We start from the raw sequence: 25,376 nt of genomic DNA, 5'->3' as shown, positions 1-25,376 counted from the left end.
CCGGCCGACTACTTGCCGCTGACGACCACCGCTCGGCGCGGCGCGAAATCGACGCGACGTCGTTCGCTGATCGCATCACCGTCGACGCGGCCTTCGACCAGCTCGTAGCCGAGCAGTGCGAAAACGCGATCGCCGAGGAAGATCGGCCGCGCATTGCCGTACCAGTCCACGCAGCTGGCGCGGCAGGCGTCGTCGCCGCTGACCGGATGCGAGTCGAGCGTGCCGAGCGGCGACAGCGTGAGCGCGCGGTTGCGCAGGTACAGCACCGATGCGCCCGCGCGTTCACCGCCGCGCAGGATGGGCAGGCCGAGCATGCCGCTGTCGGCGTCCTGCGGGCGATAGAAGAATCCGTGGGTGCGATCGTCACCCTGCTGCGCGCCGGTGCGCCGGTAGGCATCGGCGATCGACGCCGAATCGCCGCGCAGTCGCAGGCCGGTGAACACGAGGTCGTCGCCGTCGTTGCCAACCAGCACGCCGTCGGTGCCGAGCGCGTCGATGCGTTCGAGGCGGTGCGGCAGCGTCATCGACTGCGCGGGTGTCGTCGACGCATAGCGAACGGCGTGCACGGTCTGCTTCTTGCCGTCCCACACGCCGTCGCCGTAGACCAGCCAGTCGCCGATGAAGCGCTGGTGCACGTCGTACGCCGAGGTGCCGGGCAGCAGCCGGAACTGTTCGCGCCTGGCATGCGCATGCAGGTTGCCGAACGCCGACAGCGGCACGCGCATCAGCGCCATGTCGCCACCGCCGCGCGTCGCGCTCCACATGCGGTCGCCGTCGCCGTCGCGCGCGACCAGCACGTTGAGCCAACCGTCCTTCTGCAGGAACGCCATCTGGTCGATCGGTGCGCCCCACGCGCCCAGCATCGACGGCGCGCCGCCGTCGAGCGGCATGCGCACCACGCCCGCCGCGGGCGTGCCGTGTTCGTTGCGCGCGCCGGTGGTCCAGATGTAGACGGCGTCTTCCGACACGTAGAACGTGCTGCCGGAACCGCCGAGCACCGCGGTCGCCTCGCAGTCCATGTCCGGGCGATCGAGGTCGCAGACCGACACGGTGTGCAGCGCCACGGAGTCACCGAGTTCGTCGAGGCCGCGATAGACGCGCGTCGCCGGCAGCATGCGCTTGAACGACTCCGGCGTGGCGTCGTGCGTCCAGTGCCGGTAGGCCGGCAGCGACTTGCGCCAGTCCGACCACGGGTTCAGGTCGGACGGCGAATAGAACACCAGCTTGTGGCCGACCAGACGGCTCGCGTAGTTGCGCGAGGAGTAGTAGTCGCTGCTGCGCAGCTGGTAGGTGGCGCGGTAGTGCAGGCCGCCGTCGCGCGCGAGATCGAACAGGCCGACCTCCGTACCGCCGCGCGCATAGCTGTAGCCGATGACGGCGACGGTGTCGCGGCTCACCAGCATCTCGTCGTACCAGGTGCCGGATGGATCGACGTCATTGCCGAATGCGTCCGCGCTTGCCACGGTCTCGAGGCGATCGTCGGCGACGCGCACGGTGAACAGTCGGCCGCGGCGCAGCACCACCAGCACGTCGCCGGCGCGCTTGACGATGTCGCCTTCGTCGACGCCCTGGGTCTGGTTGTTGGTGATGGATTCGTTCGCGGCCGCGCCAGCCGGCGAAGCGTCGCTGAGCATCGCCGGTTCCGCAGGCGACGGCGCCGCCATGGGTGCCGGTGGCGGCGCGGGCGGGTTCGTGCTGGCCGGCATGGCGGTGGCCATCGCGCGCTCCCGGCGCCGGCTCGCGCGCAGCTCGCGCGCTTTCCATGCATCGAGTGCGCGGGTGAGCTGCGCTTCGCTGCGATAGGGCTTGAGGGTCGCGGCGGATGCGGGGGCTGCGCCGCCGGCGAGGGCGAGCGTCAGCGCGGCGACGAGCGCGGTGCGGAGCGGGTGCGACATGGCGAGGTCCCGGTAGGCGGTGTGCGAGGTCGAACGCTCGACCAGGCCCCACGGGGTTGGCCGCGTGCGGAGCATGCCGTAAACGAGGAAGCCCCGCCGGAGCGGGGCTTCCTGGGGGTCAGGCGACGCGGACGAGTCGCAGCGGGTTGTCCCATTCGCGCAGCAGTTCGGCCTCGCGTGCCTTCGCCTTGGCGAAGTGGTCTTCCTTGACGTGGCCGTAGCCGCGGATGTGTTCCGGGACCGACGCGATCTGCGCGGCGAGGTCGACGTTGCCGGCATCGAGCTTGCCGAGCAGGCCGTCGACGGTGCGCATGTAGTCGGCGATGAGCTGGCGCTCCATGCGGCGCTCGTGCGTCTTGCCGAACACGTCGAGCGCGGTGCCGCGCAGGCCGCGCATCTTCGCGAGCAGCTTGAACGCGGTGAACACCCACGGGCCGTAGGCCTTCTTGACGCCGCGGCCCTGCGCGTCCTTCTTCGACAGCATCGGCGGCGCGAGGTGGAAGCGCAGTTTGAAGTCGCCTTCGAACTGATCGCGAACGCGGCGCTCGAACTCGCCGCTGGTGTACAGGCGCGCGACTTCGTATTCGTCCTTGTAGGCCATCAGCTTGAACGCATAACGCGCCACGGCTTCGGCGAGATCCGTGCTGCCCGGCGCCTTCGCTTCCTCGGCGGCACGCACCTTAGCAACGAAGTCCGAATAGCGCTTGGCGTACGCGGCGTTCTGGTACTCGGTGAGGAACTTCACGCGACGCGCGATCACTTCGTCGAGCGAACGCGACAGGCGTGCGTCGTCGAGCGGCAGGAACACGACGTTGTCGTCGCCGTGCGCGGGCACGTGGCGCAGGTCGTCGTGCACCGGCATCGCGCGCGGGATGCTCGGGCCGCCGGCCTCGTGGCCTTCCCACTGCGCGGGCGGCAGCATCGGCAGCGCGTGCGGCGTGGCCTCGGCGGCGGTGCGGCGGTTGGTCTTGAGGCCCGCGGCCTCGGCGACGGCGGCCGGGTCGATCGAGGCGAGGCGACCCCAGGCGAACGCGGTCTTGTTCATCTCGATCGCCGCGCCGTTGAGCTCGACGGCGCGCATCAGCGATTCGAACGACACCGGCACCAGGCCCTGCTGCCAGGCGTAGCCGAGCATGAAGAGGTTGGTCGCGATGGCATCACCCAGCAGCGCGGTGGCGAGTTGCGTCGCATCGACCACATGCGGTTCGCCACCGTCGAGCGCGCGACGCACGGCGTCGACGATGTCGGCGGCCGGGAAGTCCATGTCCGGGCGCGTGGTGAACGTGCCGGGCATCGCTTCATAACTGTTGAGCACGACCTGCGTGCGGCCCGAACGCACCTTCGAAAGCGCCCAGTAATCGTTGACGACGACCATGTCGCAGCCGAGCACAAGGTCCGCTTCACCTGCAGCAATACGCACGGCGTGGATATCGGCCGGCGCGTTCGCGATGCGGATGTGCGTGGTGACCGCGCCGCCCTTCTGCGCGAGGCCGGTCTGGTCGAGCACGCTCGCGCCCTTGCCTTCGAGATGCCCGGCCATGCCGAGCAGCGCACCGATGGTGACGACGCCGGTGCCGCCGACGCCGGTGATCAGGATGTTCCAGGGCTTGTCGAGCGCGGGCAGCGTCGGCATCGGCAGATCGCCGAGACGATCCTTCGCGTTCGATGCACCCTTCTTCTTGCGCAGCGCGCCGCCTTCGACGGTGACAAAGCTCGGGCAGAAGCCTTCGACGCAGCTGAAGTCCTTGTTGCAATTGCTCTGGTCGATCTCGCGCTTGCGGCCGAACTCGGTTTCCTTCGGCAGCACCGACACGCAGAACGACTTCTTGCCGCAGTCGCCGCAGCCTTCGCAGACCAGCGAATTGACGACCACGCGCTTCTGCGGATCGACCATCTTGCCGCGCTTGCGACGACGACGTTTTTCCGTCGCGCAGGTCTGGTCATAGATCAGCACGCTGGTGCCCTTCACTTCGCGCAGCCGACGCTGCACCGCGTCGAGCTCGCGACGGTCGAGGAATTCGACGCCGCTCGGGAAGATCGAGTGATCGCTCCACTTCGCGATGTCGTCGGACAGCAGCACGATCGTCTGCACACCTTCCGAACGCACCTGATGCGCGATCTGCGGAACGCTCAACGTGCCGTCGACCGGCTGGCCGCCCGTCATCGCGACCGCGTCGTTGTAGAGGATCTTGTAGGTGATGTTGACGCCCGCCGCGATCGCCTGGCGGATCGCCAGCGAACCGCTGTGGAAGTAGGTGCCGTCGCCGAGGTTCTGGAACACGTGCTCCGTCTCGGTGAACGCGGCCTGGCCCGCCCACGTCACGCCTTCGCCGCCCATGTGCGTGAACGTATCGGTGTTCCGATCCATCCACGTGACCATGTAATGGCAGCCGATGCCCGCGAGCGCGCGCGAACCCTCCGGCACCACCGTCGATGTGTTGTGCGGGCAGCCCGAGCAGTAGTGCGGCACGCGCGGGAACGCAGCGCGCGGCAGCGCGAGCTCGGATTCCTTCTGCTCCATCCACGCGAGCACGTCGCGGATGTGCGACGAATCGTGGAAACGCTGGATGCGCTGCGCGATCACGCGCGCGATGCGTGCCGGCGTCAGTTCCGACGTCGACGGCAGGATCCACTCGCCGCTCTCGTCGTACTTGCCGACGACCGACGGACGCTCCGGCCAGTTGTACATCTGCTCCTTCATCTGGCTTTCGATGAAGGACAGTTTTTCCTCGACGACGAGGATGTCGCTCAGGCCACGCGCGAATGCACGCAGGCCGACCGGTTCCAGCGGCCAGGTCATGCCGACCTTGTAGACGCGGATGCCGAGGTCGCTGCACGCGCGTTCGTCGAGGCCGAGGTATTCCAGCGCCTGCAGCACGTCGAGGTACGACTTGCCGGTGGTGATGATGCCCAGGCGCGCAGCCGGCGAATCGATGACGATGCGATCGATCCTGTTCGCACGCGCGAACGCCTGCGCCGCCTTCACCGCGTACTGGTGCAGGCGCATCTCCTGGTTCAGCGGCGGATCCGGCCAGCGGATGTTGAGGCCGCCTTCCGGCATGTCGAAGTCGGTCGGGATGACGATCTCGCGCGCCAGCGGATTGGCGTCGACCGAGGCCGACGACTCCACCGTCTCGGCGATCGTCTTGAAGCCGACCCAGCGGCCCGTATAACGCGACATCGCCCAGCCCACGAGGCCCATGTCGAGGATGTCCTGCACGCCGGCCGGGTTCAGCACCGGCATAAGCGCACTGACGAATTCGTGCTCGGAACCGTGCGGCAGGGTCGAAGAGCGACACGCATGGTCATCTGCGGCCAAAGCAAGCACGCCGCCGTGCTTCGCGGTGCCGGCGGCATTGGCGTGCTTGAACACGTCGCCGCAGCGGTCCACGCCCGGGCCCTTGCCGTACCACATGCCGTAGACGCCATCGACCTTCGCGCCCGGGAACAGGCCGGTCTGCTGGGTGCCCCAGACCATGGTCGCGCCGAGGTCCTCGTTGAGGCCCGGGGTGAACTTCACGCCCGCGGCTTCGAGGTGCTTCTTCGCGCGCCAGAGTTCGAGGTCGAAGCCACCGAGCGGCGAGCCGCGATAACCGGAGACGAAGCCGCCGGTGTTGAGGCCCGCGGCTTGGTCGCGCAGGCGCTGCATCAGCGGCAGGCGGACAAGGGCCTGCACGCCGGACAGGTAGATGCGGCCGTCGACACGGCTGTACTTGTGGTCGAGCGTGTAGTCGGGGTCGACGACGGAACGCGTGAGGCCCGTGTCGGCCGAGGCGGGCGACGAAAGTTCGGCGGTGCTGGTCATGCAGGCTCCGACACGGCTGTGGGGCCGCGAGGTGGCGTCGGGAGGGAAGGCCGGCGGAGAGGGTCGACGCGCCGGCGAGCCTGCGAATTCTAGCAGTGGGGCACGGAATACCCCGTTCGCTGGCGTACGGAAGCGGGTGGTCTGGCATCAGAATTGCTTGCTCGCGGGGCGCACCCGCGCTCCGACTCCGAATCCAGCAAGGTCCCCCGTCCAATGAACCGCCGTTCCCTACTGCCCGCTGCCCTGCTCGCCGTCGCCCTGGGCGCCGGTTCGTCCGCCGCCATGGCGCAGTCCGTCGAACTGCCGCGCCAGAGCGAGTTCTATTTCGACGCCGATGCCGCCACCGTCCGCCCCGTGCTGGAGCTCAAGGAGCGCACGCCGGCCGCGGTCGACCGCCTGACCCGTACGGTCGAGCGCCGCCCCGAAGCCGTCCTCGAAACCGCACAGCTCGCGCACTACGCGATGCAGGGCGGCCAGAACGATGTGGGTGGCAACCTCTACTCCCGCGCGCTCGCCCGCATCGACCTCACCAACGGGCTGTGGAAGCCGGTGAAGTGGAACTACGGCTGGGACCTGTACCGCGCCGGCGACGCCGAAGGCGCGCTGCAGCAGTGGTCGGAGATCGGCTCGCGCGGCGTCACCGCCTCGTGGATGCCGACGACCTACGCCCTCGCGCTGTGGAAGCTCGGCCGCAAGGACGAAGCCGTCCGCTGGTACGCCGCCGCCGTGCGCACCGAGCCGACCCAGTGGTCGACCAGCGCGCAGTACGCGGAGCTGCTGCCGCAGTGGCGTGACGACGAGCGCGCGACGCTCGCCGAAGTGCAGGCCGCGTGGGCGGCGAATCCGCCAAAGTGGCCGTGACCTGAATCGAGCCAACGCGGCGCGTCGTTGCGCGCCGCGCGCTGCACGCCCCATCGACGCCGGCGCCCGCAGCATCGCCGGCCATGAATGATCCGTCGCGGTGCCGTTCCGTCCCGGTCGTCGTCAATGCCGGGTCGCGCGCGGGGCGCGACCTGGCTGACGCCGACATCCACGCTGCGTTCGCGCGCCACGGCCTCGAGGCCGAGGTCCACCGGATCGAATCCGGTGGCGACATCGCGACGACGGTCCGTCGCGTGCTCGACGACGGCGCGACCTGCGTCGTCGCCGCCGGCGGCGATGGCACCGTCAGCGCCGTCGCCGGGGAACTGCTCGATCGCGACGACGTCGTGCTCGGCGTGGTCCCCGTCGGCACGCTCAATCACTTCTCCAAGGATCTCGGCCTGCCGGCGGAGCTCGAGGACGCGGCCGGCGTCATCGCCGCGGGCCACGTGCGCAGCATCGACGTCGGCGAGGTCGACGACGCGCCGTTCCTCAACAACGCCAGCCTGGGCCTGTACCCGGCGATGGTGGTGCAGCGCGAAGCCCTGCAACGCTCGCGCGGGCTCGGCAAATGGCCGGCACTGGCGCGTGCCGCGTGGTCGGTGCTGCGCCATCCGCACTCGTTCTCGCTGGAATTGCAGGCCGATGGCCGCACGCTGCAGAGACGCACACCGTTCGTCTTCGTCGGCAACAACCCCTATGTGCTCGAAGGGCCGCACGCCGGAAGCCGCGACTGCCTGGACGGCGGCCAACTGTGCGTGCATGTCCTGCGCACTGCATCGCCGTTCGCACTGATCGGCCTCGCGCTGCGCGCGTTGTTCGGGCGACTGTCCGGCAGCGACGAACTCGAGCACATGACGACCACCGAACTGGTCGTGCGCGCCCATCATCCGCGCGTGCGCCTCGCCCGCGACGGCGAAGTCGCGATGGCCGACGCGCCGCTCCACTTCCGCGTGCGCCCGCGCGCGCTGCGCGTGTTCGCGCCGCCCGCCGACGCATCCGACGGAGCTGCCTGATGCGTACCGTCGTGCATATTTCCGACCTTCATTTCGGCCGCGTCGACACCACGCTGCTGGAACCGCTGCGTCGCGCGATCTTCGACGCACGCCCCGACGTCGTCGTGGTGTCGGGCGATCTCACGCAGCGCGCGCGCAGCGGGCAGTTCCGCGATGCGCGCGACTACCTGGCGACGTTGCCGGGCCCGCAGATCGTCGTTCCCGGCAACCACGACATACCGTTCTACGACGTCGTGCGCCGATTCCTGTCGCCGCTGACGCGCTTCCGCCGCTACATCAGCGACGTCGAAATGCCCACGTTCGTGGACGACGAGATCGCGGTGGTCGGCGTCAACACGGCGCGTTCGCTCACGTTCAAGGGCGGGCGCATCAACGTCGACCAGGTGCGCGAGATCGCGAAACGCTTCGACGGCCTGCCCGAGGTGGTGACGCGAATCGTCGTCACCCATCACCCGTTCGACATCCCCGCGGGCGGCGACGAGAACGACGTGCTCGGCCGCGCGCCGATGGCGATGGCGGAGTTCGCCAAGGCCGAGGTCGACGTCTTCCTGTCCGGCCACCTGCACCACAGCAACGTCGGCACCACCGCGCATCGCTATCGCATTGCCGGGTTCGCCGCGCTGGTGGTGCAGGCCGGCACGGCGACGTCGACGCGCGAGCGCGACGAGGCCAACGCGTTCAACGTGCTGCGCATCGGCGAGACCGGGCTCGACGTCGATACCTGGCGCTGGTCGGCGCAGCAGCAGCGTTTCGTGCAGGAGGGCGTCACCGCCTATCGCTACGTGCACGGCACCGGCTGGCAGCCGGCCTGATCAGCCGAAGCGCGCGAACTCGACCAGCGCGTGGTCGTTCGCGACCACGGCGCAGGCCGGACGCCCCGACCGCGTGTGGAATTCGTGCGCGACGCTCTCGGCCGCGCGCTCGGCCCAGTCGCGCGTGTCGATCCATTCGGCATGGCCGCACGGGCGGCGCAGCAGCCAGCCGTCTTCAATCGGTTCGATGACGATGCGGTGCATGGCGGCGTTCCGGTGGAATGCCGCGCAGTCTGGAACGCATCGCGCGCTCGCACCGTCGGGCGTTCGCGCGGCGACGCGTCGGATTTGTCCGACGCGATCGATCAGTCGGCGGGGACCGTGCGGCCCTGCGCCCATTCGCGCAGCGCAGCGACGCGTTCGCCCATCACCACCGACAGCGGACGCGTATTGCGCAACTCGCCACGCAGGGTGAAGTCCGACAGCGCGACGCCGGCCGCATGCGCCGCATACAGGCCCGACACGATCGCCTGCTCGATCTCCGCGCCCGAGAAACCTTCGCTCGCACCGGCCAGCCCCGCGAGGTCGAAGCCGGCAGGATCCAGGCCGCGTTTTTTCAAGTGCAGCTGGAACAGCTGTTCGCGAATGTCGCGTGCGGGCAGGTCGACGAAGAAGATCTCGTCGAAACGTCCCTTGCGCAGCAGCTCGGGTGGCAGCGAATCGATCTGGTTCGCGGTGGCGACGAGGAACACGCGCGACTTGCGTTCGGCCATCCACGTCAGCAGGAAGCCGAGCACGCGACGCGACACGCCGCCGTCGCCGTTGCCCTCGTCGGTCGACACGCCTTTTTCGATCTCGTCGATCCACAGCACGCAGGGCTCGAGCTGTTCGACCGACTCCAGCGCCTGCCGCAGGTTCTTCTCGGTCTCGCCGTGGAACTTGTCGTACAGCGTGCCGAAGTCGAGCCGCACCAGCGGCACGCCGAAACCCGCGGCCACGGCTTTGGCCAGCATCGACTTGCCGCAGCCCTGCACGCCGAGCAGCAGCATGCCCTTGGGCGGATCGAGTCCTGGCGGCGGTTCGGCGGCGAGGAACACGTTCTTTCGCTGCGCGATCCATTGCTTGATGCGACGCGCGCCGGCGACGTCGTCCATCTGCGCGCCGTCGTACTCGTAGGACAGGTGGCCGCTGCGGTTGAGCAGCTCGAACTTGAGCTTGGCGAGTTCGGGCAGGTCGTCGGCGTTGAGCGCGCCATCGCGGAACACCAGATGGCGCGCAATGCGGCGCACGTCGACCGGATCGAGCCCGCGCAGGTTGCGCACGATCTGCTGCACCGCCTCGGCATCGACCTCGATGCGACGCCCGCCGTTCTCGCGCGCGAAGTTGTCGGCTTCCTCGCGCACGATCTTCAGCCGCGCGTTCGCGTCGGGCAGCTGCGGGCGGAAGCGCACCGCCAGCGATTCGATATCCGGCGGCAGCTCGACGTTCTGGCCGACCAGCACGATCACGTGCGGCTGGCAGTCGCGACGCTGCACGAGGTCGCGCAGCATGCGCTGGCTGCCCGCGTAGCCGAGGTAGGGATGCATGTCGAACAGCACGTAGATGCCACGCTGCTCGGCGTCGCGCATCGCCTGGAACGTCTGTGTGGCGTCCGGCGCGACGTGCGGCGGATCCTCGCGGTCGAAGTCGAGCCGGCGCAGGCCCTCGGTGATCGACCACCGGTACAGCTCGCGCCATACCTGCATCAGCGCCTGCCGGAACAGTTCGACCACGCGGGCTTCGTCGCGGGTCTCGATGACGATCAACGGGGTGTTCGCGCGGATCAGCGCGACCAGGTCGTGCAATTCACTCATTACGGGTCGTCCGGGCCGGGCGTCCGGCGCCGGCGAGCGCGAATCATACGGGCAGCGCGGCGCACGCCGCCGATGCCGCGCGCGGTGTAGCCTCGATGGCGAGCGTTCACTTCGCGGCGACCGCGAAGCGCCAAGCTGACCCCAACCGGAGCCCGCCGACCATGCGCCATCTGATCCTGCTGCGACACGCCCACGCCGAAGCCCCGCAGCCGGGGCAGGCCGACGCCGACCGCCCGCTTTCGGCGGAAGGGCATGCGGCGGCGGAGGCGGTCGGGCGCTGGCTGGTCGAGCACGGCGAGGTGCCCGACGTCGTGCTGCTGTCGCCGACGGCCCGCACGCGCGAAACGCTGGAAGGCGTGATGCGCGCGACCGGCTACGTCGACCAGCGCATCGAGCCCGGCATCTACGAAGCCACGCCCGGCCAGCTCATCGAGATCGCCGACCGCTACCGGGATACGCGCCGGGTGATGCTGGTCGGCCACAACCCGGGCCTTGAGCAGCTCGCCGCGCTGATGGAGAGCGGCCAGACCGGCGACTACCGCGGCGTGCCACCGGCGGGCGTGGTCGTGCTGTCGATGCCGGTCGACGCCGCGCTCGAGCCCGGCGTGGCCGGCGTTACCCAGTTCTGGTGGCCGTGACGCCGCGCATCGTCGTTGCCCTGCTGCTCGGCTTCGCGTGCGGGCGCAGCGCCGCGCAGGCGCTGGACGTCACCCGCTCACGCATCGACTTCGACATCCACACGCGCATCGGCTCGCCGGTGCGCGGACGTTTCCCCGTGTTCGAAGGCCGCGTCGACACGCTGGTCGACGGGCGCCGCCAGGTGCACCTGCGCCTGGCCGCGCGCCAGTTGCGCGTTGGCAATTCGGATTACTACACGCGCCTCGCGCGCGGCCCGCAGTTGTTCGACGTGGAACGTTATCCCGATATCGAATTCACCTCCGACCCGTTTCCGTCGGCGTTCGCGCACGACGGCGGGCGCATGGAAGGCGTGCTGCGCATGCACGGCGTCGAGCATCGCGAAGGCTTCGACCTCGCCGCCGCCACCTGCGCGCGGCCCGGCTACGACTGCCCGATCCTCGCGTCCGGACGCGTGAGTCGCGATGATTACGGCCTTGATGGTTGGCGCTGGGCGCTGGCCGACCGCGTCCGGTTCCAGCTGAATGTCCTGTTTGTCGACTGACCGATCCGTCGTCCCGCGCCTGCTCGTGCTCGTCCTGCTTGCGGGGCTGCTCGGCGGTTGCGCGGGCCTGTCGTCGCGTGAAATGCGTCGCGTCGACGCCGTCGTCGATGCCGCGCGGCCGACCGCCGTCACCTGCGATCGCCCTGACGCGTGCGCGCGGCCATCGGCGCTGCACGAGCTTGCGGGCCGCGCGTTCCACGAATCGACGCCGGACCATCCGCGCCACTACACGCTCCTGCTCGATCGCGGCAGCGATGCACTGCTCGCGCGCATCGACCTGATCCGCACCGCCACCACCAGCATCGACCTGCAGACCTACATCTTCGACGAGGACGACGCCGCGCGCTTCGTGCTCGACGAACTGGTCGCCGCGGCCAAGCGCGGCGTGCGCGTTCGCATCCTCATGGACCAGCTCTCCGCATTGAAGCGCGTGGAATCACTCGCCGCGCTCGCCGGCGTGCACGCCAACCTGCAGGCGCGGATCTACAACCCGGTGCTCGGCCGCGCGCGCATCAGCTACCCGGGTTACGCGTGGGCCGCCGCATGCTGCTGGCACGACCTCAACCGCCGCATGCATACCAAGCTGCTGCTGATCGATGGCGCGGTCGGCGTCACCGGCGGGCGCAACTACCAGGACGACTATTACGACTGGAGCAGCGAGTACAACTTCCGCGACCGCGACGTGCTGATCGCGGGCCCGGCGGCGCGCGCGATGGGCGAGAGTTTCGATGCCTACTGGACCGACCACCGCGCGGTACCGATCGAACACCTGTCCGACGTCGGCCACCTGCTGCTGCGCGACGGCGTTCCGGCGATGCCGACCGGCTACGAAAATCCCGAACGCCTCAGCGCGGCGAAGGCGCTTGTCGATGATCCCGCGTTCGTCGGCACGCGTCTGCTGACGCACGTGATCCCGGTGGGCGACGTCGAATACGTCGCCGATCCGCCCGGCAAGGTCGCGGCCGATGGAAGCCTGTCGCCGGCCAGCGTCACCTTGCGCGACCTGATCCTCGGCGCGAAGGAACAGGTGATGCTGCAGACGCCGTACCTCGTGCTGTCCGAACCCGCGCGCGAGATGTTCCGCTCGCTGCACCAGCGCCCGCAGCCACCGCGCGTGATCATCTCCACCAACAGCCTCGCCGCCACCGACGCGTTCATCGCGTACGCGCTGTCGTACAAGTACAAGCGCCGTTACCTGCGCGAGTACGGCTTCAACATCTACGAGATGAAGCCGTTTCCGCAGGACGTGCCGATCGACGTCGCCACCACTGGCGCCTTGCCGGTCGATGCGGTGCGCGACAATGCGGTCGCGCCGACGCCGGCGGTCGAGCCGCTCGCCGGCGCGTCGCTGGTGGCATCGGGCGCACCGCAGGACGCTATGACCGCACGCCCGGCGGCGACGCAATCGACATCGACGGGCGACGTTGCAAACGCCAGGGCAGCCGCGACCGCGACACCGTCGCCACCGAATGCGACCAAGGGCACGCGCATCGAGTGCGACCGCCGCAGCGTGGTCGATTGCGAGATCGCGCGGCAGGATGCGCGCCGCGCGAAACCGCGCCCGCTCGAACACGAGTTCGGCGCGCTCGCCTACGGCAGCCGCCGCAGCAACGCGCCGGTCCCGCTCGAACGTCCCGGCGTGCGCATGGGTCTGCACGCGAAGTCGGTGGTGATCGACGACACCGTCGGCGTGGTCGGCACGCACAACTTCGATCCGCGCGGGGATCACTACAACACCGAGTCGATGGTGGTGGTGCGCGATCCCGTGTTCGCGCGTGCGCTCGCCGAGAGCATCGGTCGCGACATCTCGCCCGCCAACTCGTGGGTGATCGCGCCGCGCGACAAGGCGGCGGTGCTGCCCGGCGTCGACTACACGGTGACCAAGGCGTCAGAACAGTTGCCGATCTTCGACCTGTGGCCGCGACGCTATGGCACGAGCTACGCGTTCAAGCCGTCGGCGACGTGCCCGTTGCCGTTGCCGCCGGACGATCCGCGCTTTCGCGACTGCTACGAACCGGTCGGCGATTTCCCGGAAGTCGCGATCGGCTTCAAGACGGTGATGACGCGCATCTTCACCGCATTCGGCGCGGGGCTCGCACCGATCCTCTAGTTGCGCACGACACGGAGGTCGACATGTCGCATCGTCCCGAAGGACATCCCGCAGTCGCGCCGTATCTCGTCGTCGACGATGCCGCGGCGCAGATCGCATTTCTCGTCGAGGTGTTCGGTGCGGTCGAACGCGTGCGGCACGCGTCGCCCGATGGCGGCATCCGCCATGCGGAAGTGGCGATCGAGGACTCGGTCGTGATGATCGGTGAGCGTCCCGGTGCGTCGATGTGCGCATCGGTGCACGTCTACGTGCCCGACGTCGACGCCTGCCATGCGCGTGCGCTCGCCGCCGGGGCGGCCAGCATCGTCGAGCCGCGCGACGTCCCTTATGGCGATCGCAGCGCCGGCGTGCGCGACCCGCTACGCAACCTCTGGTGGCTCGGCACCCACCGGGCGACGGCCGCTGGAGCGGGCTCGACCGGCTAGTCCATCGGTGGGGTGACTTCTGGCCCATGGCGAATCGTCTAGGTGTTGTACTCTACCAACACACCGATTCACCAACTCACCGAGGAAGCCGCCATGACTGCCACCGAACGCACCGCCCCGAACCCGATCCCGGCCGAAACCGCCCGCATCGTCCCGTTCACCCTGTCGAACCGCCTTGGCCCGCGTGAACGCGATTTCGGCGTCGGCTACGGCAAGAGCAGCGGCTACGCCACCACCCGCCGCTACACCACCGATTCGATCGGTCCGCGCTTCCGCGTCGCCTGATCCATCGACCGTAACGACCGATGTTCCGTCCGACCGCCCTTCGCGCCGCCACCGCCGCCAGCCTCGCCTTCGCGATGGTCACGTGCCCTGCGAGTGCCGCGAAGGGCCGTCTCGGCTTCGCCGTCGACATCGAGACCGCAGGCTTCTTCCTGGCGCCTACGCTCGAACGCGTCACCGTGAAGACGGTGATGGCCGGCTCGCCGGCGTCTGCCGCGGACCTGCGTCCGGGCGACCAGGTGCTGGAAATCGACGGCGCCGCGGTCCGTGGCCTGCCGGCCAGACCGCTCGGCAACAGGCTGCAAAGCATGAAAGCCGGCGACCACCTGCGCATGACCGTCCGCCACGCCGACGGCCGCGTCGCCCGGCTCGAGCTGATCGCCGCCGGCTGAACGTGTCGACCGCGCACGGTATCGTGGCGCGATGACTTCGACCGCTTCGCCGTTCCGCGGCACCACCACCCTCGCCGATCTCAACGCGTTGTCCGCGGGCACCGCGATGGTGCCGCTGGGCATCCACTTCACCGAACTCGGCGCCGATTTCCTGCGCGGGACGATGCCGGTCGACGAACGCACCCGCCAACCGTATGGCCTGCTGCACGGCGGCGCGTCGGTGCTGCTCGCGGAAACGCTGGGCTCGACCGCCGGCAACCTGTGCGTCCCCGAGGACCGCATCTGCGTCGGCATCGAGATCAACGCGAACCACGTGCGCGGCGTGCGCGACGGCGTGGTCACCGGCACCGCGCGCCCGCTGCACATCGGCGCGAGCACGCAGGTCTGGGAAATCCGCATCGAGGACGAGCGCGGCAAGCTCGTCTGCGTGTCGCGGTTGACGCTCGCCGTGGTCGCGCGGACGCCGGCTTGATCGCCATCCGCGTTACCGGAGCGGGCATGCGTCCGGTATCGTTCCACCGATGATCGCGCCCACGTCCCCCGCAGGCGCCGCCGCACCGGGCGCCGCCGTGCTGCGCGCGTCGCGCTACCTGATCCGCGTGCCCATGCTGCTCTGGCATGCGCTGGTCCATCTGCCGATCACGCTTCTTCTGCTCACGCCCATCACCCGCGACTGGCGCTGGGGCGACGAACCGTTCCAGCACCGCGTCATCCGCATCTGGCAGCACGGGCTGATGTGGATCTTCGGCTTCCGCCTGCGCCGCGAAGGCACGCCGTTGCGCGGCGCGACCATGTTCGTCGCCAACCACGTCGGCTGGGTCGACATCTCCATGCTGCACAGCCAGCGGATGATGGGCTTCGTGGCCAAGGACGAGATCTCGCGCTGGCCGCTGGTGGGCTGGCTCGCCTCGCGCGGGCAGACCATCTATCACCGTCGCGGCAGCACCGAATCGCTCGGTGGCGTGCTCGGCGAGATGGTGCGACGCCTGCAGCGCGGCGATTCGGTCGGCGTGTTCCCGGAGGGCGGCACCCGCGGTGGCGCGGAGATCGGCCCGTTCCACGCGCGCATCTTCACGGCCGCGGTCGATGCGGGCGTGCCGGTGCAGCCGGTGGCGCTGGTGTACGGCGAGAACGGCGCCGCGCAGACGACCGTCGCGTTCGGCCGGCGCGAGAGCTTCGCCGCCAACCTGGTCCGCCTGCTCGGCGAGCCGGCGCGCAGCGCCACCGTGCACTTCCTCGAACCGATCCCGGCGGGGCAGGAGGACGGCCGGCGTCGCATCGCCGATCTCGCGCGGTCGCGCATCGTCGCCGCGATGGGCGGCTGAGCGCGCGATGCGGCCGGCCGAATTCGCGCCGCCGTGGTGGCTGCGCGATGCCCACATCCAGACCGTGCTCGGCACCAGCCCGCTGCGCCGCTATCTCGGCCAGCGGCGGCTCGCCGCGCGCGGTGCGCGTACCACGCCGCACCTGATCGACGCGGGCGACGGGGTGCGCCTGTCCGGCCTGCACGACGAGCCGGGCGACGGCGCCTCCAAAGGCCTCGCACTGCTGCTGCACGGTTGGGAAGGCAGCGTCGACTCCAGCTACATGCGGCTTACCGCCGCCGAACTGCTCGCGCGCGGCTGGTCGACGTTCCGCCTCAACTTCCGCGACCACGGCGACAGCCACCATCTCAACGAACAGATCTTCCACTCCAACCGCATCGACGAAGTGGTGCGCGCGGCGCTGGAAGTCGCGCGACGCTTCCCGGCCGACCGCATGGTCGCCGCCGGCTATTCGCTGGGTGGCAACTTCACCCTGCGGCTCGCGTTGCGCGCATCGGCGGCGGGGCTGCGGCTTGAGCGCGTGGCCGCGGTCTGCCCGGTGCTCGATCCGGCCAAGACCATGCACGCGATGGACCGCGGCTTCGGCCTTTACCGCCGCTATTTCGAGCACAAGTGGCGCGTGTCGCTGATGCGCAAGCGGGAATTGTTCCCGCACCTGCTGCACCTCGACGACCGCACCCTCTCGCAGCGGCTGCGTCCACTCACCGAATGGCTGGTCGAGCGCCACACCGACTTCGGCACGCTCGAGAACTACTTCGACGGGTACACGCTGGCGGGAGACCGCCTCGCCGCGCTCGACGTGCCGGCCGAGATCCTCACCGCCGCGGATGACCCGGTCATCCCGGTCGACGACTTCGAGCAGCTCACGCTCGCGCCGTCGACCCGCCTCACGATCACCCCGCGCGGCGGCCACTGCGGCTTCCTGCGCAATGCCCGCCTGGACGGCTTCGGCGAGCAGTGGGTCGCCGGCGTGCTGGACCGTCCGGCCGGCGCGTAGCCCCCGCTACAATCCGGGGTCGCCTCGCTTCATTTCCGGGAATTCCATGTACGACACCGTCATCGATGCGCTGCGCCGCGGCGCCGCCGACGAAGCCCTGCACGCCGCGCAGTCGCTCGTCGAGCAGCACCCCGACGATCTCCGCGCCCAGCGCCTGCTGGCGGCATCGCAGCGCCTGTCGGGGGACAGCGACGCCGCGCTGGCGACGCTCGACGGCATGCTGGAAAAGCAGCCCGAAAACGCCGACCTGCACCTCGAGCGCGCCGGGCTGCTGCTGCAGGCACGCGACCTCGATGCCGCGGAAGCTGCGCTCGCGCGCAGTGTCGGCCTCGATCCCAACCAGTTTCCCGCGTACATCATCCAGGCCCAACTCGCGATCGGCCGCGGTGAACTCGACGAAGCCGAACGCCTCGTGCGTACCGCCGCGCGCATCGCGCCCGAGCACCCGCTGGTGGGCGCGGTGCAGGGCATGCTGTCGCTGCGTCGGGGTCGGCCGGACGAAGCGCTCGACGTCCTCACGCGCGCCGCGCAGATCGCGCCCGACGAACCGATGGTGCGCAACTCGCTCGGCTTCGCGTATCTCGCGAAAGGCCATCTCGCGTTCGCCGAACAGGCCTTCCGTGGCGTGCTCGAAGGCACGCCCGACAACGTGGCGTTGCGCGCGCTGATCGCCGACATCGTCCGCCAGCAGGGGCGTCCCGGCGAAGCCGCCGATGAACTGATCCCGCTACTCGACCAGGCCGACATGTCGCCCGCGCTGCACCGCCTGGTCGGCGAACTCGAGATGGCCGCCGACCGCATGGACAGCGCGATGCCGCGGCTGAAGTACGCGCTCGCCCACATGCCGGGCGATCGCCGCACGCTGTCGACGCTGCTCACCGCATGGGAAGCGCGCGACGACCGCGACGACGCGCGCAGCACGCTCGACGCCGCACTCGCGACGCACGCGCAGGAACACGATCTGTGGCTCGCGCGCCTCGGCGTCGAGCCTTATGCCGGCGACGAAGCGCGCGCGGTGATCGATCGCTGGCTGGTCGCCATGCCCGACCACGTGCCCGCGCTGCTCGCGCGCATGTCGTTGCACGATGCCGCCGGTGAGCCCGAACTGGCCGAAGCCGCGGCACAGCGCGTCGTCGAACTGGAGCCGGGCCACACGCAGGCCGAAATGCGCCTGCTCGACGGCCTGCTCGCGCGTGATCCCGAACTCGCCGTTGCGCGCCTGCGCAGCCTCGCCGAGCGTGCGACCGACCCGCAGGTCGCGCGCGGCCTGCGCCAGCTGCTCGCCTTCGCGTTCGAGCGCGCCGACCGCCCGGCCGACGCCGTGGCCACCTGGCTGCAATCGCAGCACGACGTGCTCGCCGAACGCCTCGCGCCGCCTGCGCCGACGGGCTTCACCGGCCCGTGGCCGGACCTCGCGCCGCTGCCGGACGATGCGCCGGGCGTGCTGCTGATGTGGGGCGCACCGGGGTCGATGGTCGAGCGCCTCGTCCGCACCTTCGAACTAGGCGGTGCGCCGATGCTCACCGACCGTTTCGGCGCGCGGCCGCCGAGCGATCCGTTCCAGCGTTTCGACACCGCGCAGATGCTGGTCGACCGCCGCATGGATGGCGCGTACCTGGTCGCGCAGTGGCGCGCGGTGCTCGCCGCGCGCGGCATTGCCGACCGCAACGTGTTCGACTGGCTGCTGCACTGGGACAACGCGCTGCTGCTCGCACTGCGTCCGTATCTGCCGGAAGCGATCGTGATGATCGCGATCCGCGACCCGCGCGACATGCTGCTCGATTGGCTCGCCTTCGACGGCGCGCTGCCGCTGGGCTTCGAATCGCCCGTCGCCGCGGCCACGTGGCTGGCCGGCGTGCTGTCGCAGGTTGCCGACCTGCACGAGCAGGACCTGTTCCCGCACCGGCTCGTCCGCCTGGACGGCATCGAGAACGATCCGGTCGGCGTTGCGCAGGCGCTCGCCGATGCGCTGCAGATCGAAGTGCCGTCCGCACCGATGCCGTCGTTCGGCGCGGGCCGCCTGCCATCGGGCCAGTGGCAGCGCTTCGCCAAGGTCCTCGACGAGCCGTTCGCGATCCTCGGCCCGGTCGCGGCGCGCCTCGGTTACACCGCCTGATCGAATCCACCTTCGCCGGAGATCGCCATGCGCCTGACCAGTGACAGTTTCGAGCACCGCCAGCGCCTGCCCGACGAGTTCGCGGCCGGCGTGCGCACGGGCGATGGCGTCGGCTTCGGGCGGAACCGCAACCCGCACCTGCGCTGGGACGACGTGCCCGCCGGCACCCGGTCGTTCGCGCTGCTGGTGATGGACCCCGACGTGCCGACCGTGCCGGAGATGGTCGGCAAGGCGGGCGTCGAGATCCCGGCCGACCAGCCGCGTTGCGACTTCACCCACTGGGCCATGGCCGACATCCCGGCGGACGTCCGCGAGATCGCCGCGGGCGCCTGCAGCGATGGCGTCGTCCCGCACGGCAAGCAGGCGCCCGCGGGTCCGGCTGGCAGCCGCCAGGGCCTGAACGACTACACCGGCTGGTTCGCCGGCGACGAAGCGATGCGCGGCGACTGGCGTGGCTACGACGGCGCGTTCCCGCCGCCGAACGACCTGCGGCTGCACCGCTACTTCTTCCGGCTGTTCGCGCTCGACGTCGCCACGCTCGACCTGCCCGAACGCTTCACCTCGGCCGACGTGTTCCGCGCCATGCACGGCCACGTGCTCGCCGAGGCGACGCTGCAGGCCAGCTATTCACTGCATCCGGACGTCAAGGCCTGAGCCGTTGCGCCGTTAGACTGGTCATGGCGGCCCAGCCGTGGTTCATCGGCCGGGCCTCAGGATGCGGTGACGATGTGAGTCGGGGAGGTTGGCAGTGCGGCAGTCGGGACGGGTGATGCGACGGAGCCTGGTGCTCGCGCTTGCGCTGCTGCTCACCGCCTGCGGGGCCGCGCCGCCGCCGGCCGCGCATGCGCCCGTGACGCTGGGCGACAACGCCGTCGCCCCGATGCCGGCCAACGACGAACCCCAGCCGCAACCGGCCGATGACCTGTCCGGCACGCACTGGCCGGCCGCACGCGTCGAGCGCGGACTTGCCCAGGTCAGCTGCGAACGCGACGACGCCGACGATCCGCCGCGCGCGCTCGATTCGCTCGAATTCTTTCCGCTTTACGACGCGATGGCGACCTGCGCGTCGACCGGGCTCGTGCGCCTGCACTACAGCGGTCGCATCGACGGCGGTTTCACCGAACTCACGCGCCGCGTCTCCGCGATGGCGCAGCGCATGGACCTGCCCGAGCGGCTGCTCGACATCGACTCGGCGGGCGGCCATGTCGAGGAAGCGATCCGCGCGGGCGATGCGCTGGCCGACGCGAAGTGGACGGTGCGCGTACAGGACGACGCGAACTGCCTGTCGGCCTGCGTATTGGTGCTCGCCGCGGCGGACGATCGCGTCGTGCACGGCAAGGTCGGCGTGCATCGCCTGATGCGCGACCGGTCGAACGCGACGTCGCGCGCCGAACTCAACGACGAACTGCGCAACGTCAACGCACTGGTGCGTGAGTACTTCGAACGCCACGGCGTCGCGCTCGCCGTCGCCGACCTGATGATGACGGTGCCGAACCGCCGCCTGCGCCTGCTCACGCCCGACGAACTCGACGAGTACGGCCTCGTTGGCCGCAACGCCGCGCAGGACGACCTGGAACGTATCGTCATCCGTCGCAAGTGCGGCGAGGATTTCATGCGTCGTCGCGATGCGTTCGAGCGCCAGTTCGAAGCGCGTTGCGGTGTCGACGAAAAGCCCTGGGACGACGTGACGCGTTGTGGTCTCGAGCTGCGCTCGGCCTATGGCTTCCCGGACGCGAAGTGCGCGGACGAAACGCCGCTGGCCGATGCGCAGCGACGTCTCGACCTCGAGACGCTGCGCCAGCAGGCCGCACAGCTTGCCGCCGCGGAAGCGACGCCCGCCGATGGTACCGACGACGCGCCGGCCACCGGCACGAATGTCGCGTCGAACGACAGCGCATCGACGACGCACGGCGGCGCGACACGCAACGCGCGCTGAGCGCGTTGTCACGACGCTGCGTCGCAGTCGTCGAAAAAAACAAAAGGCCACGAGCGCGAACGCATCGTGGCCTTTTTTTATTCCGTCCGAGCGATCAGTTACCCGTTGGCACCAGTGCCAGCAGCGCGATGCCGAGTGCGACGCGATAGATCGCGAACGCGGTGAAACGGTGCGTCTGGATGTAGCGCAGCAACCACTTCACCGACACGAACGCGGTGATCGCCGATACGACGAACGCGATCGCCAGCGCGCTCCAGTCTTCCCCGGCGCCGCCGCCGTCCTTGAGCACGTGCAACAGCTCGTAACCGGTCGCCGCGAACATGGTGGGGATGCCGACGAGGAAGGCGAACTCGGTCGCTGCCGCGCGCGAGGTGGTGCCGGCGAGCAGCGCGACGAAGATCGTCGCCGCCGAGCGCGACGTTCCGGGAAACACCCCGGCCACAACCTGCGCGATGCCGACCAGGAGCGCGACCGTCCATGTGATCGTGCGGCGCTCGCCGATGGCACGCGCGCGCCGCGCCGCGAAGATTTCGGCGACGACCATCCACACCGCGCCGATCACCAGCGCCCATGCGACGGGCCGGACCTCGTCCGGCAATTCGAAACCGAGCTTCTTGACCACGAGGCCGAGCACCGCGGTCACCGCGAACGCGGCGCCGAGCTTGATCGCGTAATCGCGCGCGGGCTGGCCGTCGACATCCGGATTGCCGCGGCCGAGGAACGACATCGCCAGCTGCCACAGCCGCTCGCGGTAGATCGCGACGACCGCGAGGATCGCGCCGGCCTGGATCGCGATGTTGAACAGGTCGGAGCGATGCCCGAGCCAGCGTTCGGCGATCAGCAGGTGGCCGGTGCTGGAGATCGGCAGGAATTCGGTCACGCCCTCGATCACGCCGAGCAGCAGGGCTTGCAGGAAGTCGGGCATCGCGATCGCCATCGGGGATGAGCCCGCGATGGTACGGGCCGCCCTGCGCAACGTCAGCTGGCGGCGGCGGTCGACATGAACCGGCTCCACCCGGCGCGGCCCGTCTGCACCAGTTCGTGCTGCGACCGCCGATACCGTTCCGTGGGATGCAGACCACCGCCACCACCGTGAACGATGCCGCCCGCCCGCGCGATGAGGCGTCCGCACGACGTCGACTGTTCAACGCGGTCGCCAGCCGCGAGCCACGTCGCCGGTTGCGGCTGGTGCAATGGCTGATCGCGACGCTCGTGTACGGCGGCACCGCGATCGTCCTCGCGGCCGGCATCGGTCAAGGCTGGATGCGGGTGTCCACGCTGCGCGCCTGGCTGGGCTTCGTCGTCGCCGTGCAGGTCACGAGTTACATCGCGCTTCGAAGTGGCTGGAGCGAACGCCTGCGCGATCCGTCGTTGTCCTTCTGGCAGCTCGGGATGGGCGTGATCGCGGTGAACTGGGGTTACGTGATCTGCGGACCGATGCGCACCTCCGCGCTGTTTCCGCTGATGGTGATCTTCGCGTTCGGGGCGTTCGCGCTGCGCTGGCGACAGATCGCCGTACTCACCGCGCTCGCGGTGGCCAGCCTGGTCGCGGCGGTGGCACTGCGCGTGGCGTATCCGCAATGGGCGACGCCGGAAGACGCGGTCGAGCCGTTCCGCGTCGACATCAACAACGTCGTGATGATCCTCGTGGTGCTGCCCGCGCTCGCGGTGATCGCCGCGCGGCTCTCGGGCCTTCGGCAGAAGTTGCGCGACCAGCGGTCGGCGCTCGCCAGCGCGCTCGAGCAGGTGGAGCGACTGGCGGTCAGCGACGAACTCACCGGCCTGCCCAACCGTCGTTCGATGCAGGCGCTGCTCGAACGCAGCATCGCGATGTCCGACCGCGGCGTCGCGCCGTTCTGCGCCGCCATCCTCGACATCGACCACTTCAAGTCGGTCAACGACGAGCTCGGCCACGCGGCCGGTGATGCGGTGCTGCGCAACGTCGCGCGCCTCGGTCGCGAACAGCTGCGCGCGACCGACGTGCTCGGGCGCTGGGGCGGCGAGGAATTCCTGCTGGTGATGCCGGGCGCGACCGACGCCGGCATGGCCGCGCTTGCGCGCATCCGCGAAGCCGTCGCCGGGAATGCGCACCCGGGTCGTCGCGTCACCCTGTCCGCCGGCATCGCCGAGCATCGGCCGGGCGAGGACGCGGACGCGTTGCTGGCACGCGCCGACCGCGCGCTGTATCGCGCCAAGCACGAAGGGCGCGACCGCATGGCGCTCGACACGGCCTGAGCGCCTGCGCCGTCGCACCATGACGGTGCGATCGGCAATGCCGCTGCACCTCCATGAAGCGCTTGCACGCGGGACATCGCCGTGCCGCCTTTGCGCATCAACGACTTGCGCCCGAGCGGCCGTTGGCATCGTCCTTGCTGTGAAGGCCACGTCAGCGCAATTCCGCGCCGCGCCCCTTGCCCTCCCTCGGAGCCGCCATGTCCCTCGAGAACGTCGAAAAGCTCATCCGCGACCACAAGGTCGAATTCGTCGACCTGCGTTTCACCGACATGCGCGGTGTGCAGCACCACGTGACGTTCCCGGCGTCGATCATCGAACCCGGCCTGTTCGAGGACGGCAAGATGTTCGACGGCTCGTCGATCGTCGGCTGGCGCGGCATCCAGCAGTCCGACATGGTGCTGCTGCCCGATCCGTCCACCGCGTTCCTCGACCCGTTCACCGCGGACCCGACGCTGGTGCTGATCTGCGACATCCTCGATCCGACCACGATGCAGGGCTACTCGCGCGACCCGCGCGGCATCGCCAAGCGCGCCGAGGCGTTCCTGAAGTCGTCGGGCGTGGCCGACACCGCCTTCTTCGGACCGGAGCCCGAGTTCTTCATCTTCGACTCGGTCCGCTTCGCGAACGAGATGGGTCACACCTTCTTCCACGTCGATTCTGAAGAAGCGCATTGGAACTCGGCGACCGAATACGCTGGCGGCAACACCGGTTACCGCCCGATGGTGAAAGGCGGCTACTTCCCGGTCGGCCCGCTCGACTCGCTGCACGACCTGCGCGCCGAGATGTGCAAGACGCTGGCCGCGGTCGGCCAGGAAGTCGAAGTGCACCACCACGAAGTCGCGAACGCGGGCCAGTGCGAGATCGGCGTCAAGTTCAACACGCTGGTGCGCAAGGCCGACGAGCTCACGACGATGAAGTACGTCGTCAAGAACGTCGCGCATCGCAACGGCAAGACCGCGACGTTCATGCCGAAGCCGCTGGTGGGCGACAACGGCTCGGGCATGCATGTGCACCAGTCGCTGGCCAAGGGCGGCACCAACCTGTTCAGCGGTGACGGCTACGGCGGCCTGTCGCAGATGGCGCTGTGGTACATCGGCGGCATCTTCAAGCACGCGCGTGCGATCAACGCGTTCGCGAACTCGACGACCAATTCGTACAAGCGCCTGGTGCCGGGCTACGAGGCGCCGGTGATGCTGGCGTACTCGGCGAGCAACCGCTCCGCATCGTGCCGCATTCCGTACGTCGCCAACCCAAAGGCGCGCCGCATCGAGATCCGCTTCCCCGATCCGATGAACTCCGGCTACCTCACCTTCGCCGCGCTGATGATGGCGGGCCTGGACGGCATCAAGAACCAGATCGATCCGGGCGCGCCGTCGGACAAGGATCTGTACGACTTGCCGCCGGAAGAAGAGAAGAACATCCCCACCGTCTGCCATTCGCTCGACCAGGCGCTGGACGCCCTCGACAAGGATCGCGACTTCCTCAAGGCCGGCGGTGTGTTCACCGACGACTTCATCGACGCCTACATCGGTTTGAAGATGAAGGAAGTCACCGCGTTCCGCGCGGCGACGCATCCCCTCGAGTACCAGATGTACTACACGATCTGATGTCGCTCACGAGCCCGATGCCGACATGATCTGACGACCGCGGCCCGGAGTGATGAACTCCGGGCCGTGTCGTTTGTGCGGTCGGTTTGCAGGGCTACAACGAAGAACGCCGGGATCGACGCGATGGATATCCGCACCGACCACCTCGACCACCCCGCCGTCATCGCGCTGTTGCGCGACCATCTCGGCGCACTCGCGCAACTCAGCCCCGCCGAATCGATGCACGCGCTCGACGTCGGCCGGCTGAAGTCGCCCGACGTCATGTTCTGGTCGGCCTGGGACGGCGATGAGGTGATGGGCTGCGCCGCACTGAAATTCCTCGACGCGAACCACGCCGAACTGAAGTCGATGCGCACCGCACCAAACCACCTGCGACGCGGCGTTGCGTCCGCATTGCTGCGCGTCGCGCTCGACGAGGCGCGACGTCGCGGCTGCGCGCGTGTCAGCCTCGAAACGGGCACGGCGCCCGGGTTCGTCGCGGCACACACGCTCTACCGCCGTACCGGCTTCGTCGACTGCGCGCCGTTCGCGTCCTACGTCGACGACCCGCACAGCACCTTCATGACGCTCGAACTCGCACCCGCCTGAC

The 25,376-nt window shown here is 69.5% G+C and carries 23 protein-coding genes; 18 read left to right on the top strand and 5 right to left on the bottom strand.

The window, feature by feature from the left end; genetic code table 11:
• Positions 1–8: 8 nt before the first annotated feature.
• Complete coding sequence (locus ACKTTN_RS02890) at positions 9–1,895, bottom strand: beta-propeller domain-containing protein (RefSeq protein WP_407908369.1); 1,887 nt, start codon at positions 1,893–1,895, stop codon at positions 9–11.
• A gap of 118 nt (positions 1,896–2,013) precedes the next feature.
• Positions 2,014–5,700 carry an indolepyruvate ferredoxin oxidoreductase family protein gene (locus ACKTTN_RS02885; protein WP_407908368.1) on the bottom strand — a complete coding sequence of 1,229 codons (3,687 nt, stop codon included), beginning with the start codon at positions 5,698–5,700 and terminating at the stop codon, positions 2,014–2,016.
• Positions 5,701–5,913: 213 nt separating this feature from the next.
• Here ACKTTN_RS02885 and ACKTTN_RS02880 point away from each other — a divergent pair, with 213 nt between their 5' ends.
• The 3 genes from ACKTTN_RS02880 (at position 5,914) to ACKTTN_RS02870 (ending at position 8,389) form a co-directional block, all read left to right on the top strand.
• Entirely contained in the window at positions 5,914–6,561 is a 648-nt protein-coding gene (locus ACKTTN_RS02880) for a tetratricopeptide repeat protein (protein ID WP_407908367.1), read from the top strand.
• Positions 6,562–6,644: 83 nt separating this feature from the next.
• Complete coding sequence (locus tag ACKTTN_RS02875; RefSeq protein WP_407908366.1) at positions 6,645–7,577, top strand: diacylglycerol/lipid kinase family protein; 933 nt, start codon at positions 6,645–6,647, stop codon at positions 7,575–7,577.
• On the top strand, positions 7,577–8,389 hold the full coding sequence (locus ACKTTN_RS02870; RefSeq protein ID WP_407908365.1) for a metallophosphoesterase family protein: 813 nt from the start codon (positions 7,577–7,579) through the stop codon (positions 8,387–8,389). The genes ACKTTN_RS02875 and ACKTTN_RS02870 overlap by 1 nt, the downstream gene beginning before the upstream one ends.
• Here ACKTTN_RS02870 and ACKTTN_RS02865 read toward each other — a convergent pair whose 3' ends face one another.
• Entirely contained in the window at positions 8,390–8,593 is a 204-nt protein-coding gene (locus tag ACKTTN_RS02865; RefSeq protein WP_407908364.1) for a hypothetical protein, read from the bottom strand. It abuts the gene before it with no gap.
• Positions 8,594–8,694: 101 nt separating this feature from the next.
• On the bottom strand, positions 8,695–10,182 hold the full coding sequence (locus ACKTTN_RS02860) for an AAA family ATPase (RefSeq protein ID WP_407908363.1): 1,488 nt from the start codon (positions 10,180–10,182) through the stop codon (positions 8,695–8,697).
• Positions 10,183–10,343: 161 nt separating this feature from the next.
• Between ACKTTN_RS02860 and ACKTTN_RS02855 the strand changes: the two genes are divergently transcribed.
• From ACKTTN_RS02855 to ACKTTN_RS02800, 12 genes are all read left to right on the top strand, one after another.
• The gene (locus ACKTTN_RS02855; RefSeq protein ID WP_407908362.1) at positions 10,344–10,820 is read left to right on the top strand and encodes a SixA phosphatase family protein; all 477 of its coding nucleotides are present in this window, start codon (positions 10,344–10,346) and stop codon (positions 10,818–10,820) included.
• A complete protein-coding gene (locus ACKTTN_RS02850; RefSeq protein ID WP_407908361.1) occupies positions 10,817–11,362 on the top strand; it encodes a YceI family protein in 546 nt (181 codons plus the stop codon). The genes ACKTTN_RS02855 and ACKTTN_RS02850 overlap by 4 nt, the downstream gene beginning before the upstream one ends.
• A gap of 25 nt (positions 11,363–11,387) precedes the next feature.
• Entirely contained in the window at positions 11,388–13,472 is a 2,085-nt protein-coding gene (locus ACKTTN_RS02845; protein ID WP_407908360.1) for a phospholipase D family protein, read from the top strand.
• Between the two features lie 23 nt (positions 13,473–13,495).
• On the top strand, positions 13,496–13,897 hold the full coding sequence (locus ACKTTN_RS02840; protein ID WP_407908359.1) for a VOC family protein: 402 nt from the start codon (positions 13,496–13,498) through the stop codon (positions 13,895–13,897).
• Positions 13,898–13,990: 93 nt separating this feature from the next.
• Positions 13,991–14,182: a hypothetical protein gene (locus ACKTTN_RS02835; RefSeq protein WP_407908358.1), complete on the top strand. Its 192-nt coding sequence runs from the start codon at positions 13,991–13,993 to the stop codon at positions 14,180–14,182.
• Between the two features lie 20 nt (positions 14,183–14,202).
• Positions 14,203–14,571 carry a PDZ domain-containing protein gene (locus ACKTTN_RS02830; protein ID WP_407908357.1) on the top strand — a complete coding sequence of 123 codons (369 nt, stop codon included), beginning with the start codon at positions 14,203–14,205 and terminating at the stop codon, positions 14,569–14,571.
• Positions 14,572–14,602: 31 nt separating this feature from the next.
• On the top strand, positions 14,603–15,043 hold the full coding sequence (locus tag ACKTTN_RS02825) for a hotdog fold thioesterase (RefSeq protein ID WP_407908356.1): 441 nt from the start codon (positions 14,603–14,605) through the stop codon (positions 15,041–15,043).
• 49 nt (positions 15,044–15,092) lie between these two features.
• Positions 15,093–15,896, top strand: a complete 804-nt coding sequence (locus tag ACKTTN_RS02820) for a lysophospholipid acyltransferase family protein (protein WP_407908355.1) — start codon at positions 15,093–15,095, stop codon at positions 15,894–15,896.
• Positions 15,897–15,903: 7 nt separating this feature from the next.
• Positions 15,904–16,893 carry a YheT family hydrolase gene (locus tag ACKTTN_RS02815; protein WP_407908354.1) on the top strand — a complete coding sequence of 330 codons (990 nt, stop codon included), beginning with the start codon at positions 15,904–15,906 and terminating at the stop codon, positions 16,891–16,893.
• 46 nt (positions 16,894–16,939) lie between these two features.
• Entirely contained in the window at positions 16,940–19,009 is a 2,070-nt protein-coding gene (locus tag ACKTTN_RS02810; RefSeq protein ID WP_407908353.1) for a tetratricopeptide repeat protein, read from the top strand.
• 27 nt (positions 19,010–19,036) lie between these two features.
• Complete coding sequence (locus ACKTTN_RS02805; protein ID WP_407908352.1) at positions 19,037–19,663, top strand: YbhB/YbcL family Raf kinase inhibitor-like protein; 627 nt, start codon at positions 19,037–19,039, stop codon at positions 19,661–19,663.
• A gap of 115 nt (positions 19,664–19,778) precedes the next feature.
• Positions 19,779–20,945 (top strand): COG3904 family protein, encoded by a 1,167-nt coding sequence (locus ACKTTN_RS02800; protein ID WP_407908351.1) that lies wholly within the window; start codon positions 19,779–19,781, stop codon positions 20,943–20,945.
• A 94-nt stretch (positions 20,946–21,039) separates the two neighbouring features.
• Here ACKTTN_RS02800 and ACKTTN_RS02795 read toward each other — a convergent pair whose 3' ends face one another.
• Positions 21,040–21,870 (bottom strand): undecaprenyl-diphosphate phosphatase, encoded by an 831-nt coding sequence (locus ACKTTN_RS02795; RefSeq protein ID WP_407908350.1) that lies wholly within the window; start codon positions 21,868–21,870, stop codon positions 21,040–21,042.
• 146 nt (positions 21,871–22,016) lie between these two features.
• Between ACKTTN_RS02795 and ACKTTN_RS02790 the strand changes: the two genes are divergently transcribed.
• The 3 genes from ACKTTN_RS02790 to ACKTTN_RS02780 all read left to right on the top strand — a co-directional run bounded on the left by ACKTTN_RS02790 (position 22,017) and on the right by ACKTTN_RS02780 (position 25,375).
• Complete coding sequence (locus tag ACKTTN_RS02790) at positions 22,017–23,180, top strand: GGDEF domain-containing protein (protein WP_407908349.1); 1,164 nt, start codon at positions 22,017–22,019, stop codon at positions 23,178–23,180.
• A gap of 197 nt (positions 23,181–23,377) precedes the next feature.
• Positions 23,378–24,787, top strand: coding sequence for a type I glutamate--ammonia ligase (gene glnA / locus ACKTTN_RS02785; RefSeq protein ID WP_407908348.1), 1,410 nt, complete (start codon positions 23,378–23,380; stop codon positions 24,785–24,787).
• Positions 24,788–24,910: 123 nt separating this feature from the next.
• Positions 24,911–25,375: a GNAT family N-acetyltransferase gene (locus ACKTTN_RS02780; protein ID WP_407908347.1), complete on the top strand. Its 465-nt coding sequence runs from the start codon at positions 24,911–24,913 to the stop codon at positions 25,373–25,375.
• Position 25,376 lies beyond the last annotated feature (1 nt).

The organism is Lysobacter claricitrinus, assembly GCF_045866565.1.
Lineage (GTDB): Bacteria > Pseudomonadota > Gammaproteobacteria > Xanthomonadales > Xanthomonadaceae > Cognatilysobacter > Cognatilysobacter claricitrinus.
This window is presented reverse-complemented; position numbering and strand designations above follow the sequence as displayed.